At 72.1% G+C, this 14,883-nt stretch carries 11 protein-coding genes; all 11 read left to right on the plus strand.

Features of this window, described 5'->3' with window-relative positions; genetic code table 11:
- Window positions 1-4: 4 nt before the first annotated feature.
- The 11 genes from ACY0PA_RS16585 (at window position 5) to ACY0PA_RS16635 (ending at window position 14,869) form a co-directional block, all read left to right on the plus strand.
- The gene (locus ACY0PA_RS16585; RefSeq protein WP_356286311.1) at window positions 5-940 is read left to right on the plus strand and encodes a carbohydrate ABC transporter permease; all 936 of its coding nucleotides are present in this window, start codon (window positions 5-7) and stop codon (window positions 938-940) included.
- Between the two features lie 5 nt (window positions 941-945).
- Window positions 946-1,887: a carbohydrate ABC transporter permease gene (locus ACY0PA_RS16590; protein ID WP_473085344.1), complete on the plus strand. Its 942-nt coding sequence runs from the start codon at window positions 946-948 to the stop codon at window positions 1,885-1,887.
- 8 nt (window positions 1,888-1,895) lie between these two features.
- Window positions 1,896-3,161 (plus strand): 6-phospho-beta-glucosidase, encoded by a 1,266-nt coding sequence (locus ACY0PA_RS16595; protein WP_473085345.1) that lies wholly within the window; start codon window positions 1,896-1,898, stop codon window positions 3,159-3,161.
- Entirely contained in the window at window positions 3,152-4,144 is a 993-nt protein-coding gene (locus ACY0PA_RS16600) for an N-acetylglucosamine kinase (RefSeq protein WP_473085346.1), read from the plus strand. The genes ACY0PA_RS16595 and ACY0PA_RS16600 overlap by 10 nt, the downstream gene beginning before the upstream one ends.
- A 265-nt stretch (window positions 4,145-4,409) precedes the next feature.
- Window positions 4,410-5,852, plus strand: a complete 1,443-nt coding sequence (locus ACY0PA_RS16605) for a hypothetical protein (RefSeq protein WP_473085347.1) — start codon at window positions 4,410-4,412, stop codon at window positions 5,850-5,852.
- A 17-nt stretch (window positions 5,853-5,869) separates the two neighbouring features.
- Complete coding sequence (locus ACY0PA_RS16610) at window positions 5,870-6,874, plus strand: glutamate ABC transporter substrate-binding protein (RefSeq protein ID WP_473085348.1); 1,005 nt, start codon at window positions 5,870-5,872, stop codon at window positions 6,872-6,874.
- Between the two features lie 83 nt (window positions 6,875-6,957).
- Complete coding sequence (locus ACY0PA_RS16615) at window positions 6,958-8,274, plus strand: coiled-coil domain-containing protein (protein ID WP_473085349.1); 1,317 nt, start codon at window positions 6,958-6,960, stop codon at window positions 8,272-8,274.
- Window positions 8,271-10,841 (plus strand): serine/threonine-protein kinase, encoded by a 2,571-nt coding sequence (locus ACY0PA_RS16620; RefSeq protein WP_473085350.1) that lies wholly within the window; start codon window positions 8,271-8,273, stop codon window positions 10,839-10,841. Before ACY0PA_RS16615 ends, ACY0PA_RS16620 begins: the two co-directional genes overlap by 4 nt.
- Before the next feature lies 1 nt (window position 10,842).
- Entirely contained in the window at window positions 10,843-12,171 is a 1,329-nt protein-coding gene (locus ACY0PA_RS16625; protein ID WP_473085351.1) for a PP2C family protein-serine/threonine phosphatase, read from the plus strand.
- A gap of 80 nt (window positions 12,172-12,251) precedes the next feature.
- The gene (locus ACY0PA_RS16630; protein ID WP_473085352.1) at window positions 12,252-13,604 is read left to right on the plus strand and encodes a vWA domain-containing protein; all 1,353 of its coding nucleotides are present in this window, start codon (window positions 12,252-12,254) and stop codon (window positions 13,602-13,604) included.
- Window positions 13,605-13,639: 35 nt separating this feature from the next.
- Window positions 13,640-14,869, plus strand: a complete 1,230-nt coding sequence (locus ACY0PA_RS16635; protein WP_473085353.1) for an FHA domain-containing protein — start codon at window positions 13,640-13,642, stop codon at window positions 14,867-14,869.
- Window positions 14,870-14,883 lie beyond the last annotated feature (14 nt).

Genomic DNA, 14,883 nt, shown 5'->3' on the forward strand with positions numbered 1-14,883 from the left:
CCTCATGGCCTTGACACTGTCCAGTCCCGCGCGGCGCAGACTGCGTACGCTCGGCTTCCTCTCCCCCTGGCTGATCGGCTTCAGCGTCTTCTTCGCGTACCCGCTGATCGCCACCGTCTACTTCTCGTTCATGCACTACAACCAGATCCAGAAGCCCGACTTCGTGGGGCTGCGGAACTGGACGTACGTCTTCGAGCAGATGCCGCTGTTCGGCCCCGCCCTGTGGAACACGCTGTGGCTGGTCGTCGTGATGGTGGCCCTGCGGGTGGTGTTCGGGCTCTCCCTCGGACTGCTCATCACGAAGATCAAGACCGGCGCCGGCTTCTTCCGTACGGCCTTCTACCTGCCGTACCTGGCCCCGCCGGTGGCGGCGACCGTCGCCTTCGTCTTCCTGCTCAACCCGTCGACGGGACCGGTCAACGAGGTCCTCGCGCACCTCGGCATCACCGGACCGAACTGGTTCAACGACGCCGCCTGGGCCAAGCCGTCCCTGGTGATGCTCTCGCTGTGGGGCATCGGCGACCTGATGGTGATCTTCATGGCCGCGCTGCTCGACGTACCCAGGGAGCAGTACGAGGCCGCGGAGCTGGACGGCGCGGGCGCCTGGTCGAAGTTCCGGTACGTGACCTGGCCGTCGATCACTCCGATCGTGATGTTCGCCGTCGTCACCGGCGTCGTACAGACGATGCAGTACTACACGCAGGCCCTGGTCGCCGGAAAGATCGCCTCCGGCGTCTCCATCGGCCCCGGCAGCGTCATCCAGCCCGGCTACCCGGACCACTCGACGCTCACCGTCCCGCAGCTCGTCTACTCGATGGGCTTCCAGAACTTCAACACCGGCGCGGCGTGCGTCCTCTCGCTCGTGCTCTTCGCCATCGCCATGGCCGTGACCATGCTGCTCATGCGCAAGCGCTCGGGCCTGCTCGCGGCGGAGGACTGATCAAGATGACGACTACGACACTCAGCCCCACCCCGGCCGCGACTACGACACTCAGCCCCACCCCGGCCGCGGCTCCCGCGAAGGCCCCGCATGAACGCGGCCCCGCCGCCGCACGCGCCCGCCGCAAGCGCGTCCTGCACTGGATCGCCGTGCACAGCGTCGCGATCGCCGTCGCGCTGCTGTTCATCCTGCCGTTCGTGTTCGTCTTCCTGACGTCGTTGATGAGCGACAGCCAGGCGATGAGCGGCGACCTGTGGCCGGACTCCTGGCACTGGGAGAACTACAAGGCCGTCTTCGAGACCGACGGCTTCCTCGACTGGTGGAAGAACTCCCTGCTCTACGCGGGCCTCGGGACCCTGTTCACCGTGTGCTCGGCGATCCCCGTCGCGTACGCACTCGCCAAGTTCCGCTTCCGCGGCCGCCGGACGGCGATGATCCTCGTCATCTCGACGATGATGCTGCCGCCGCAGGTCATCGTGATCCCGATGTATCTGGTGTGGGCCCAGCAGTTCCATCTGTCGGGCACGCTGTGGCCTCTGATCATCCCGATGGCGTTCGGCGACGCGTACTCGATCTTCCTGCTCCGTCAGTTCCTCCTGACGATCCCGAAGGAGTACATCGAGTCGGCGAAGGTCGACGGCTGCGGTGAGCTGCGGACCCTGCTCAAGATCATCGTGCCGATGGCCAAGCCTGGCATCGCCGCGATCGCGCTGTTCCAGTTCTTCTACTGCTGGAACGACTACTTCGGGCCGCAGATCTACGCGGCGCAGAACCCGGCGTCCTGGACGCTGTCGTACGGTCTCGAATCGTTCAAGTCGGCACACAGCGTCAACTGGAACCTGACGATGGCCGCGACACTCCTCGTGATGGCGCCGGTCTGCATCGTCTTCTTCTTCGCACAGAAGGCCTTCGTCGAAGGCGTCACCCTCACCGGAGTAAAGGGCTGAGAACCGATATGAAGCTCGCTGTGGTCGGCGGAGGCTCGACCTACACACCCGAACTCATCGACGGATTCGCGCGGCTGAGGGACACCCTGCCGATCGAGGAGCTCGTGCTCGTCGACCCGGCGGCCGACCGTCTGGAACTGGTCGGCGGCCTCGCGCGGCGCATCTTCGCCAAGCAGGGCCACCCCGGAGTCATCCGTACGACGAGCGATGTGGACGCCGGTGTCGCCGGCGCCGACGCGGTCCTGCTCCAGCTGCGCATCGGCGGTCAGGCCGCCCGCAACGAGGACGAGACCTGGCCGCTGGAGTGCGGCTGCGTCGGCCAGGAAACGACGGGCGCGGGCGGCCTCGCGAAGGCGCTGCGCACGGTGCCGGTGGTCCTCGACATCGCCGAGCGGGTGCGCCGCGCGAACCCGAACGCCTGGATCATCGACTTCACCAACCCGGTCGGCATCGTGACCCGCGCGCTGCTCCAGGCCGGGCACAAGGCCGTCGGTCTGTGCAACGTCGCGATCGGCTTCCAGCGGAAGTTCGCGCGGCTGCTCGACGTGACGCCGTCCCAGGTCCACCTCGACCACGTCGGCCTCAACCACCTCACCTGGGAGCTGGGTGTCCGCCTCGGCGGCCCGGACGGCGAGAACGTGCTGCCGCGCCTGATCGGCGAGCACGGCGACGCCATCGCCGAGGACCTGCACATGCCGCGCGCGATCGTGGACCGCCTCGGGGTCGTGCCCTCCTACTACCTGCGCTACTACTACCAGCACGACGCGGTCGTGCGGGAGATGCGCACGAAGCCGTCACGTGCCTCCCAAGTCGCTGAGATGGAGCGGGAGTTGCTGGAGATGTACGGCGACCCGACGCTCGACGAGAAGCCGGAGCTGCTCGCCAGGCGGGGCGGCGCCTTCTACAGCGAGGCGGCCGTGGACCTGGCGGCGGCCCTCCTCGGGGGCGGTGGCTCCCCGCACCAGGTCGTCAACACGTACAACAACGGCACGCTGCCGTTCCTGCCCGACGACGCGGTGATCGAGGTACAGGCGGCGGTCGACGGCAAGGGCGCGACGCCGCTGGCCGTGCCCGCGCTCGACCCGCTGTACGCGGGCCTCATCGCGAACGTCACCGCTTATGAGGACCTGGCGCTCGAAGCCGCCCTGCGCGGCGGCCGCGACCGCGTCTTCAAGGCGCTGCTCGCGCACCCGCTGGTGGGCCAGATCGACTACGCAGAGCAGCTCACGGACCAGCTGATCGCCCACAACCGGGAGCACCTCGCGTGGGCCTGAGCTCTTCTGTGAACGGCTGGGTGCTGGCGATCGACGCCGGCAACAGCAAGACCGACGTCGCGGTGGTCGCGGCCGACGGCACCGTCGTCGGCGCGGCCCGCGGCGGCGGGTTCCAGCCGCCCAAGGTGGGCGTCGAGGCCGCCGTCGACGTGCTCGCCGAGGCCGTCGACCGTGCGCTCGCCGAGGCGGGCACGACCACGGTGGGACACGTCTCGGCGTGTCTCGCCAACGCCGATCTTCCCGTCGAAGAACGGCAGTTGGCGGCGGAGCTGCGCACGCGCGGCTGGGCCGCCTCCGTCGACGTACGCAACGACACCTTCGCCGTCCTGCGCGCCGGGCTCCTCAAGGACTCCGAGCCGCGCGGCGTCGCTGTCGTGTGCGGCGCCGGCATCAACTGCGCCGGGATGCTGCCCGACGGGCGCACCGCCCGCTTCCCCGCGATCGGCAAGATCTCCGGCGACTGGGGCGGTGGCGGCGGCCTCGCCGAGGAGGCCCTGTGGTACGCGGCGCGCGCCGAGGACGGCCGTGGCGAGAGAACCGCCCTGATGCGCTCCCTGCCCGCCCACTTCGGGCTGCCCTCCATGTACGCGCTGATCGAGGCGCTGCACCTGGGCCGCATCCCGATGGAGCGCCGGCACGAGCTGACGCCGGTGCTCTTCGCCACGGCGGCGGACGGCGACCCGGTGGCCAGGTCCCTGGTGGACCGCCTCGCCGAGGAGGTCGTGGCCATGTCCGCGGTGGCCCTGGACCGGCTCGGCCTGCTCGACGAGGAGACGCCGGTGCTCCTGGGCGGCTCGGTGCTCGCCGCGCGCCATCCCCAACTCGACGACCGGATACGGGAGATGCTCACCGCGCGCGCCCCGAAGGCGGTACCGCGCGTGGTCACCGCCCGCCCCGTCCTGGGCGCGGCTCTGCTCGGCCTCGACGCCGTGGGGGCGCCCGAGGACGTGCACGCGCGCGTGCGGGGGTATTTCGGGGGGTGAGCGGGCCCCGGCGGCACATGCCGGCACGACCGGCGCGCGGGGAGGGAACCGATCGGATGCGCCTCACGTGTTCAAGAGCAGGGGCTGCACGACGGCGTGCGAGGGGGCGGTCGGTCCGGTGTGTTCGCACGTCGATCCGAACAAGATCCAGTCAATGGCTGTGCGGATGTCAGTCCCTGCGGCAATACTTGCGGCCGTGCACCTTCGCCCGCGCTCCCCGCACGCCGGACGGAAGTGACGGACCGATGACCATGGGGGAGGTCGAGTGAACAACCCGCCGAACGGCAGCGCGGCGCCGCCGGGGACGGTCGGCGCGCCCACGATGCCGTCCGTGCCGCCGCAGGTACGGCCGCCGCACGCGCAGGGCCCCGAGCCCGCCGCGCCCGCGCGCGGCACCGCGTGGGCGGAGGGCGTCGACCGGGTGCGCGCCGCGGCGACGACGGAGCCGGGGCGCCTGCGCATCATCGGCGCCGTGCTCGCGCTGCTCGTCGTCGCGTTCGGCGCGGTCACGGCGTGGCAGATGACCGACCGCTCGGCCGCCGCGGACGATGTCCTGCACAGCAGCCAGCCCCTGAGCGCCGACGCGGCGGACATCTACCGCTCGCTCGCCGACGCCAACACGGCGGCGTCCAGCGGCTTCCTCGCGGGCGGCCAGGAGCCGGCCGAGACGCGGGACCGGTACGAGAGGGACATCAGGACGGCCGCGGCCAAGCTCGTGACGGCGGCGGCGAACTCGGACCCCGACTCCCCCTCCACGGCCGCCATTTCGAAGCTGAACAAGCTGCTGCCGCAGTACAAGGGCCTCATCGAGCGCGCGCGGGCGAACAACCGGCAGGGCTTCCCGCTGGGCGGCGCCTACCTGCGGTACGCGAACGAGACGATGCAGGAGCAGATGCTCCCCGCGGCCGAGGACCTGTACAAGAAGGAGAACGAGCGGCTCCGCTCGGACTACGACAGCGCCACGCCCTACCCCTGGGCCGCGATCGGCCTCGGCGTCGTCGCGCTCGGCGCTCTCGCCTGGGCCCAGCGGCGCACCTACCGCCGCACGAACCGCGTGCTCAACCACGGCCTGGTCGCGGCGACGGCCGCGTCCACGGTCGTCCTCCTCTGGCTCGTCGTCGGCCACAGCGTCGCCCGCGCGGGTCTCCACGAGTCGTACGACCACGGGGTCCGCTCGCTGAACGTGTTGCACGACGCCCGCATCGCCTCCCTCAAGGCGCGGGGCAACGAGAATCTGACGCTGGTCAGCCGCGGCGCCGAGACCGTCGAGGTGAAGGGCGTGCCCAAGGACGCCTTCGACGTGGACTACCAGAACCAGATGAAGACGCTCGCCACGAAGCTCGGGGACGCGACGAAGCTCGCCGACGACAGCAATGGCAAGCGGCCCGTCCTGGCCGCGGGTGACAACATGCGGGTGTGGCAGAACCGCCACAAGGACGCCCGCGAGCAGGACGACGCGGGCAACTACCAGGGGGCGCTCGACAAGGTGATCGGCTCCGAGCAGGACAAGCCGACCCGCGAGTGCTTCGACAACGTCGACAAGGAACTGCAGTCCGCCCTGACGCACGAGCAGGCGGAGTTCAAGCAGGCGGCCACCGACGGGCGCGGCGCGATGACGGGGCTCCCGGTGGGCGCCGCTCTGCTCGCCGTACTCGGCGCGGCGGGCGCCGTGCTCGGCATCGGGCGCAGGCTTTCGGAGTACCGGTGAGAGGGGGCGGGACAGCGATGAGCGCACGGCGTACGCGGATCAGCCTGCGTGGCTGGGGCGGGGTGGCGGCCATGGCGGTCGCCTGCGCCCTGACCGCGGTCTTCGCGCTGCTGCTCCCCCTGACGCGAGGCGCCGGCGGCGACGGCAGCACGGGCGTCGGCGGCCCCGGTGTGGCCACGGGCGTGCAGGCCGGAGCCGACGACTGCACGGAACCGGAGCGCAGCCTCTCGCCGTCCGGGAGCGAGTCGGGGGCGGCGGTCAAGGCCATCAAGAAGCGCGGCTACCTCATCGTCGGCGTCGACCAGAACAGCTACCACTGGGGCTACCGCGACCCGAACAAGAAGTCCAGCGAGCTCGAGGGCTTCGACATCGACCTGGCGCACGAGATCGCCCAGAAGATCCTCGGCGACCGCGACCTGATCCGGTTCCGCGCGATCCCGACCAACCAGCGCATCCCGGCGATACAGCACGGGAACGTCGACATGGTGGTCCGCACGATGACGATCAGCTGCGAGCGGCTCAAGGACGTCGCCTTCTCCACGGCGTACTTCCAGACCGGGCAGCAGGTCCTCGCGCCCAAGACCTCTTCGATCACGGGGTACGACAAGTCGCTCGCGGGCAAGCGGATCTGCACGGCAGCCGGCTCGACCGCCTTCGACCGGCTCGACGCGGACCGGAAGGCGGGCACGCTGGCCCCCGGCGCCGACATCTCCACGACGGTGCCGAACCAGCTGGACTGCCTCGTCAGGCTGCAGCTCGGCGAGGTGGACGCCGTGGTCACGGACAGCGCCCTCGCCGCGGGCCAGGCCGCGCAGGACCCCACGGTCGAGCTGAAGGGCACGCCGTTCACCAAGGAGTTCTACGGCGTGGCGATGAAGCGGGGCACGGACGACCTGGTACGCCGGGTCAACCAGGTCCTGGAGGACTTCCGCAAGGACGGCGGCTGGCAGGACTCGTACGACGCGTGGCTCAAGGACGGTCTCGGCGCGGCCTCCGGGCCGCCCGCACCGAAGTACAAGTAGGCCCGGCCGGGCGCTGCTTGCGGCACTTGCACAGCGGCGGCCGGCGGCAGCCGGTGGCATCGATGTGAACGGAGAGGTGATCGATGGGCGTCACGGGACCCCCCGGTCCGGTGATGGACCGGGACGAGGTGGACCGTGCGCTGGCGCGGCTCGGCGCGGAGCACGAGGCGATCGAGACGTCGCTGTTCGCCCTCCAGGACCACGCGGGCCGCAGGCTCCTCGAAGGCGCGCGGCTGACCGGCACCACGCAGGAGCGCTGGGCCGCCGCGGACCAGGCGATCACCCTGCTGTGGACGTACTTCGACGCGTACACGGCCGCCCTGCGCTCCGCCCGTGAGATACGGGCGCGGCGCCGCTGGTCGAGCCGTGAGGACCTCGTCGAGCTGACCGAGCTGCTGCGCGGCGAAGGCGTGACCGTCGCCGGAAGCGGACCCTCCACGCCCGCTTCGCTCACCGGTCCCGCCCGGCTCAGCGACCGGTTCACGCTCGCCGACCTGGTCGAGCGGATGAACGACCTGTACGCGAGCTCGCTCGACATGGTGGTCGCCGCGGACGCCGTCTGGTCGGCGCTGCCGGCCCGTATAGACCTCCTCGCCGCCGAGCTCGCCCGCACGCGTCAGCTCGCGCACTCCGTCGGCGTACGGCCGGGTGAGCATCCCTCGGGCGACGATCTGGAGCGGATCACGCACGCGCTGACGCGGCTGCGGGAGGACGTCGTGTCCGATCCGCTGGCGTACTGGCGTTCCGCGCCCGGCAGTTCGGCGCCCGGCGGCGGCCGGCCCGACACGACGGCGTACGACCGTGAGGCGCGGGCGCTGGAGGAGGTGCGCCGCGAGATCGACGCGGTGCTGACCGTGCGGCAGGACGCGGAGGTCCGGCTCGGCAGGCTGCGGGACGTCCTCTCGCGCGCCGACCGCACGCTCGCCGAGGCGCGGTCCGCGCGCGGCGAGGTCCTCGCCAAGATCGCCGCGTTCGAGGTGCCCGCGGTCAGCGGCCCGCCGACGGCGCTCCAGGAGCAGCTGGCGACGGCGGCCGAGTACCGGCGATCCGCCCAGTGGCACCGGCTCTCACCGCTTCTGGAGTCCCTGGAGACGAAGGCCGAGGACGAACTCCTGCGGGCGCGCGAGTCGTTGACGGAGGTCACACAGCCTCTGGCGGTCCGTGCCGAGCTGCGCGGCCGTCTCGACGCGTACAAGGCGAAGGTGGCGCGGCTCGGGTTCGCCGAGGACCCGCTGCTCGTGGAGCGTTACGACGCGGCCCGGCGGATGCTGTGGAGCGCGCCCTGCGATCTGCGCGCGGCCGAGGACGCGGTCCTGCGGTACCAGCGGGCGGCCGCCGACGTATTGGTCCCGCGGGTGCCCGAACAGGGCGGTCCCGCCGACCGGAGGGGGGAAACATGAGCGAGCAGCGGCAGTGCCAGCGTCCCGGGTGCGTGGGTTCGTACGAGGACGTGGGCGGCGGGGAGCTGTACTGCGACACCTGCGGTCTGGCCCCGGTGGTCTCGCCGACGGGCATGGTGGGGTCGTCACCGACGGGCATCACGGGCGGCGGCCGGGGTTCCAGCAGCTCGAGCGCACGCGGCAGTTCGCGGTCGTCGCGGGCCAGCTCGCGCTCCTCGTCGCGCTCCTCGCAGTCGCGCCGGTCGGTCTCGGGCCGGCTGTCGCGCTCCCTGTCGGGGCGGTCCGGTTCACAGGGGTCCCGGTCGGTGTCGGTGCGCAGTTCGGGCGCCTCGGCCGCGTCGTCGGGCCGCGGGCGCCTCGGCGTCGGCCTGGTCCAGGTGCCGGACGTGCCGCGGCCCGACCCGCGGGCGATGGTGCAGGAGAACCCCGAGGTTCCCGAGCGGAAGCGATTCTGCTCGCGCTCGGACTGCGGGGCGCCGGTGGGCCGCGCGCGCGGCGAACGCCCGGGCCGCACGGAGGGGTTCTGCACGAAGTGCGGCCACCCGTACTCGTTCGTGCCGAAGCTGCGTACGGGCGACATCGTGCACGGCCAGTACGAGGTGGTGGGCTGCCTCGCGCACGGCGGGCTCGGCTGGGTCTATCTCGCCGTGGACCGCGCGGTCTCCGACCGCTGGGTCGTCCTCAAGGGCCTCCTCGACACGGGTGACCAGGACGCCATGGCGGCGGCGATCTCGGAGCGGCGCTTCCTCGCCGAGATCGAGCACGCGAACATCGTCCGCATCTACAACTTCGTCGAGCACCTCGACCAGCGCACCGGCTCCATGGACGGCTACATCGTCATGGAGTACGTGGGCGGCAAGTCCCTCAAGGAGATCGCCAACGGGCGCCGCACCCCGACCGGCAAGCGCGACCCGCTCCCGGTCGAGCAGGCCTGCGCGTACGGGATCGAGGCGCTGGAGGCGCTCGGGCACCTGCACAGCCGCAACCTCCTGTACTGCGACTTCAAGGTCGACAACGCGATCCAGACGGAGGACCAGCTCAAGCTCATCGACATGGGCGCGGTCCGCAGGATGGACGACGACGAGTCGGCGATCTACGGGACCGTGGGCTACCAGGCGCCCGAGGTCGCGGACGTCGGCCCCTCGGTCGCCTCCGACCTGTACACGGTGGCGCGCACGCTGGCCGTCCTGACCTTCGACTTCCAGGGCTACACGAACGTCTTCGCGGACTCCCTGCCCGACCCCGACAGCATCGAGGTCTTCCGCACGTACGAGTCGTTCTACCGGCTGCTCGTACGCGCCACCGACCCCGACCCCGCCCGCCGGTTCGCGTCCGCGCAGGAGATGGCGGAGCAGCTCACCGGCGTACTGCGCGAGGTCGTGGCCCTCCAGACGGGCCGTCCGCGGCCTGCGCTCTCGACGCTGTTCGGGCCCGAAGTCAAGGTCACGGACACGGAGTTGTTCGCGCAGCTGACGGGCGATGTGTCGCGGTTCGGGGTGCGGGCGGAGCCGGTGCGGCGGAAGGGACGGGGCGCCCTCGCACCCGCCGGGGCGCGGGGGAGCGCGGCCGCCGCGCTGCCCGGCGCCCCGGGTACCCCTGGCGCCCCCGCCTCGTTGGTGAAGCCCCTCGACGCCGCCGCGACCGCGCTCGCGCTCCCCGTGCCGAGGGTCGACCCCGGCGACCCGAACGCCGGGTTCCTCGCGGGGCTCATGGCGTCCGCGCCGGGCGAGCTCATCACCGCGCTGCGCGCCGCGCCCGCCACCTCCTTGGAGCTGCGCCTGCGCGAACTGCGGGCCCGCCTCGAAATGGGTGAACTGGTCTCCGCCGCTCATGCGCTGGCGGAGCTGGAGGCGCAGCACCCGGACGACTGGCGGGTCGTCTGGTACCGCGGGGTCGCGGCGCTCGCGACCGGCGACCACACGAACGCGGCCCTGTCGTTCGACGCGGTCTACGACGCGTTCCCGGGTGAGCCCGCCCCGAAGCTCGCGCTCGGCGTGTGCGCGGAGGTACTCGGCCAGCTGGACAACGCGGCGGAGTACTACCGCCTCGTCTGGGCCACCGACCCCAGCTATGTGAGCGCCGCGTTCGGCCTGGCCCGGGTGCAGCTCGCCGCGGGCGACCGGCACGGCGCCGTGCGCACCCTGGAGTCCGTACCGGAGTCGTCGATCCACTACACGGCGGCCCGGGTCGCCGCGGTGCGGGCCAGACTGCGGCAGCGGATGGCGGAGGCGGCCGCCGCGCACGGGACGCTGCTCGACGACCTGACGGCCGCGGCGGGCCAGGTCGAGGCGCTGGACGGGTTCGGCCTCGACGCGGTGCGCCGGGAGCGGTTGTCCACCGAGGTCCTTGGCACGGCGCTCGACTGGGTACTCTCCGGTAGTCAAGGTTCCGCTCCGAGCCAGGGGCCCGTGAGGACGCTGGTGCTCGGAAACGATCTGGACGAGCGCGGGCTGCGTCTCGGCCTCGAGCGCTCGTACCGGACACTGGCCAGGCTCGCTCAGGTTGGCGAGGAGAGGATCGAACTGGTGGAGCGGGCGAACCGTTACCGTCCACGGACGTGGGTGTGAGTTGATGTCGCAGATGCCTCGGCCGACGGCCATGTCGACGTGCCCCAGCTGCGAGGAGCCCCTCGAGTCGGGTGACCGCTTCTGCGGCGCGTGCGGGTACGACCTGTCGGCGGTGCCGGCCCCGCCGGACGACCTGCCGACGGTCACCCTGAGCACGGACGGCGCGGTGCCGGCGGAGAATCCCGCCGTGGACTGGCCCTGTGCCCCCGAGCTCGACAGCTCCGACACCCCGGCGCCCGTGCATCTGCCCACCGACCTCCAGGGCACCGACTCGGGCGGCTCCGAACTGCCGTCGGCCGTGCGCTTCGACGGGGTACCCGAGCAGGCCGGTGAGTCCGCCGCCGGCGACTACACGCTGCCCGCCCCCGATCCCCGTACCGCGCCGCCCGAGTCGTTCGCGACCCCGCCCGCGGGCACGAAGCTCTGCGTGGCGTGCCGCGCCGGGCAGGTCGACCGGGACGGCTACTGCGAGAACTGCGGGCACGCGCAGCCGCGCGAGCGCGATCACATGGAGCAGGAACTGGGCGCGGTCGCCGCGGTCAGCGACCGGGGGCTGCGCCACCACCGCAACGAGGACGCGTTCGCGATCGCTTCGGCCGCGCTGCCCGACGGGACGCCGTCCGTCGTCTCGATCGTCTGCGACGGCGTCTCCTCGGCGACCCGCCCCGACGAGGCGTCCCTCGCCGCGTCGCGCGCCGCGAGTGAGGCGCTCCTGGAGTCCCTGCCGCGCGGCACGCATCCGCAGCAGGCCATGCACGACGCGATCGTCGTGGCCGCCGAGGCGGTCAACGCCCTGGCTCAGGAGCCCGGTTCGGCCCATGAGCACGCCCCGCACCAGAACGCGCCCGCGTGCACGCTGGTCGGCGCGATCGTCGCCAAGGATCTGCTGATCGTCGGCTGGGTCGGCGACTCGCGCGCCTACTGGGTGCCCGACGACCGCACGGCCCCCGCGGCCCGCCTCACCGAGGACGACTCGTGGGCGGCGCAGATGGTCGCGGCGGGCCTGATGAACGAGGCGGAGGCGTACGCGGACGCGCGCGCCCACGCGATCACGGGCTGGCTCGGCGCGGACGCCTACGAACTGGAGCCGCACACGGCCTCGTTCAAGCCGGACCGTCCCGGTGTGGTCGTGGTGTGCACGGACGGGCTGTGGAACTACGCGGAGGCCGTGGAGGAGATGGCCAGGGTCATCCCGGCCGACGCGGCGCACCGTCCGCTGCACAGCGCCCAGGTCCTGGTGGGCCACGCGCTCGACGGCGGCGGCCACGACAACGTAACAGTGGCCGTGCTGCCGTTCCCCGTACCGCCCGCGGGGGCAGGATCGGCGTAGACCGGGCGGCGCGGGGAAGTCGCCGGGTCGTCGGGGAAGTTCCACGGAGGTGCACGAAGGTGCAGGGGGGACCAACAACCATGGCCAAGTTCTCTAAGTCGAACGTTCCGCAGTTCTCGGTCGACGTCTACCAGAACGAGTTCCTGCCGGAGGGCGGCCGCGAGGTCAACGCAATCGTGACCGTGACGTCGACGGGCGGCGGCACGGTCGGCGGCGCGGTGGCCGCTGAGCAGTTCTACGCCGCGGGCCGGGGGGCCGACGCGGCGGTCGCGCTGATGGTCGACTGCTCGGGCTCGATGGACTACCCGCCGACGAAGATGCGCAACGCCCGTGACGCCACCGCCGCCGCGATCGACACCCTGCGCGACGGTGTGCACTTCGCCGTGATCGGCGGGACGCATGTGGCGAAGGAGGTCTTCCCTGGAGGTGGCCGGCTCGCGGTCGCCGACGCGCAGACCCGCGACCAGGCCAAGCAGGCCCTGCGCAAGCTGTCCGCGGGCGGCGGCACCGCGATCGGCACCTGGCTGCGCCTCGCCGACCGGCTGCTCTGGGCCGCCGACGTCCCCGCGTCCTCGGTGCGGCACGGCATCCTGCTGACCGACGGGCGCAACGAGCACGAGTCGCCCGAGGACCTGAAGGCCGCGCTCGACGCGTGCGCGGGCCGCTTCACGTGTGACGCGCGCGGCGTGGGGACGGACTGGGAGGTCAAGGAGGTCACGGGGATCGCCTCGGCCATGCTCGGCAGCGCCGACATCGTCGCGGACCCGGCGGGCCTGGCCGCCGACTTCACGCGGATGATGGAGACGGCGATGGGCAAGGAGGTCGCGGACGTCGCGCTGCGGCTGTGGACGCCGCTCGGCGCCGAGATCAAGTTCGTGAAGCAAGTGGCGCCCACCGTCGAGGAGTTGACGGACCGTCGCGTCGAGGCGGGGCCCCGCGCGGGCGACTACCCGACGGGTTCATGGGGCGACGAGTCCCGCGACTACCACGTCTGTGTACAGGTCCCGAACGCCGAGCTCGGCCAGGAGATGCTGGCGGGCCGCGTCTCGCTGGTGATCCCGGGGGCCGACGGCGGCGTGCAGAACCTGGCGCAGGGACTCGTACGGGCCGTGTGGACGGACGACATGACGGCGTCCACGTCGATCAATCCGCAGGTCGCGCACTACACGGGCCAGGCGGAACTGGCACAGGTCATCCAACAGGGTCTGGATGCCCGCAAAGCGGGCGATGCGGACGGAGCGACGGCCAAGCTGGGACGCGCGGTGCAGCTCGCCGCGGCCTCCGGGAACGCGGATACGGCCAAACTGCTCTCGAAGGTGGTGGACGTGGTCGACGCCGCGGAAGGTACTGTTCGATTGAAGGCCAGGGTCGCCGAGGCTGACGAAATGACCCTCGAGACCCGGTCCACGAAGACTGTCCGTGTCAAGAAGTGATGACGTAGCGAAGTAACGGAGGGGGAAGCGCCGACATGCCGACCTGCCCGAACGGACACCAGTCGGGTTCCGACGACTGGTGCGAGGTCTGCGGTCACCGCATGGCCGGTGCCGTACCCCCGCCCCCTCCGCCGCCGCCTCCGGCCGCCGGTTACGGCTACCCCCAGGGCGGCCAGACCCCGCCTCCCGGCTACGGCTACCCGCCGCCGGGGAACGCGGCGCAGCCCGCTCCACCGCCGCCCGGCGCCGGCGCCGAGCTGTGCCCGCAGTGCCGCACGCCCCGTGAGGGCGGCGCGCCGTTCTGCGAGGAGTGCCGGTGGAACTTCCTGACGAACACGGCCACGTCCTACACGCCGGCCGCGCCGAACCCTACGACTCCCGGCCCCGGTCAGGGTCAGGGTCCCGGTCAGGGCCCCGTCGGCCCGAACCCGGCGCTCCGCTTCCAGCAGCAGCCGCCCGGTCCCGGTGACTCGTTCGAGTACCAGGGCTCGCGGCCCTCGCAGATGAACCGGCCCGCCGAGCCGATCCCGCCGTTCGGCGGCGACCCGGCGCAGGGCCCGCCGCCCCCGCCGGGCCCCCGCACGGGTGGCGCCCCGCAGGCATTCCAGCAGCCGGGTCCGCCCGCCCCGCCCGCGTTCCCGCAGGAGACCGGCCGCCCGCAGGGTCCGCCGCCACCCTCGGGTCCCTCGGGTCCGTCCTTCGGCGGCGGTGACGACTGGGTGCTCTCACCCCCGTCGGCCCCGGCGCAGCAGGGTCCGGGTCCCGGTGCGACCGAGGCGCCGGGCGGCCCGCAGGGCTTCCCGCCGCCGCAGCAGACCCAGGCCCCTCAGGCGCCCCCGGGTTTCCAGCAGCAGCAGCCGGTTTCCTGGAGCGCGACGATCGGCCCGGACCGCGAGTACTTCATGGCGATGATGCACCGCAGCGGGCCCGAGGCCTCGGGCCTGAACCTGCCGGCGTACTCGCCCGAGCAGCAGCGCCGGCTCACCGGGAACCAGCTGACGATCGGCCGTCGCCGCCACTCCACGGGCGACACCCCCGACATCGATCTGTCGGTGCCGCCGGAGGACCCGGGCGTCTCGCATCAGCACGCGGTGCTGGTACAGCAGCCGGACGGATCATGGGCGGTCGTCGACCAGAACTCGACGAACGGCACCACGGTCAACGGCGGCGACGAGCCCATCCAGCCCTTCGTCCCCGTGCCGCTCCAGGACGGCGACCGGGTGCACGTGGGCGCCTGGACGACGATCACGATCCACCGGGGCTAGCACCCTCTGCATCT

This window comes from Streptomyces sp. DS1-CR2 (assembly GCF_055760475.1).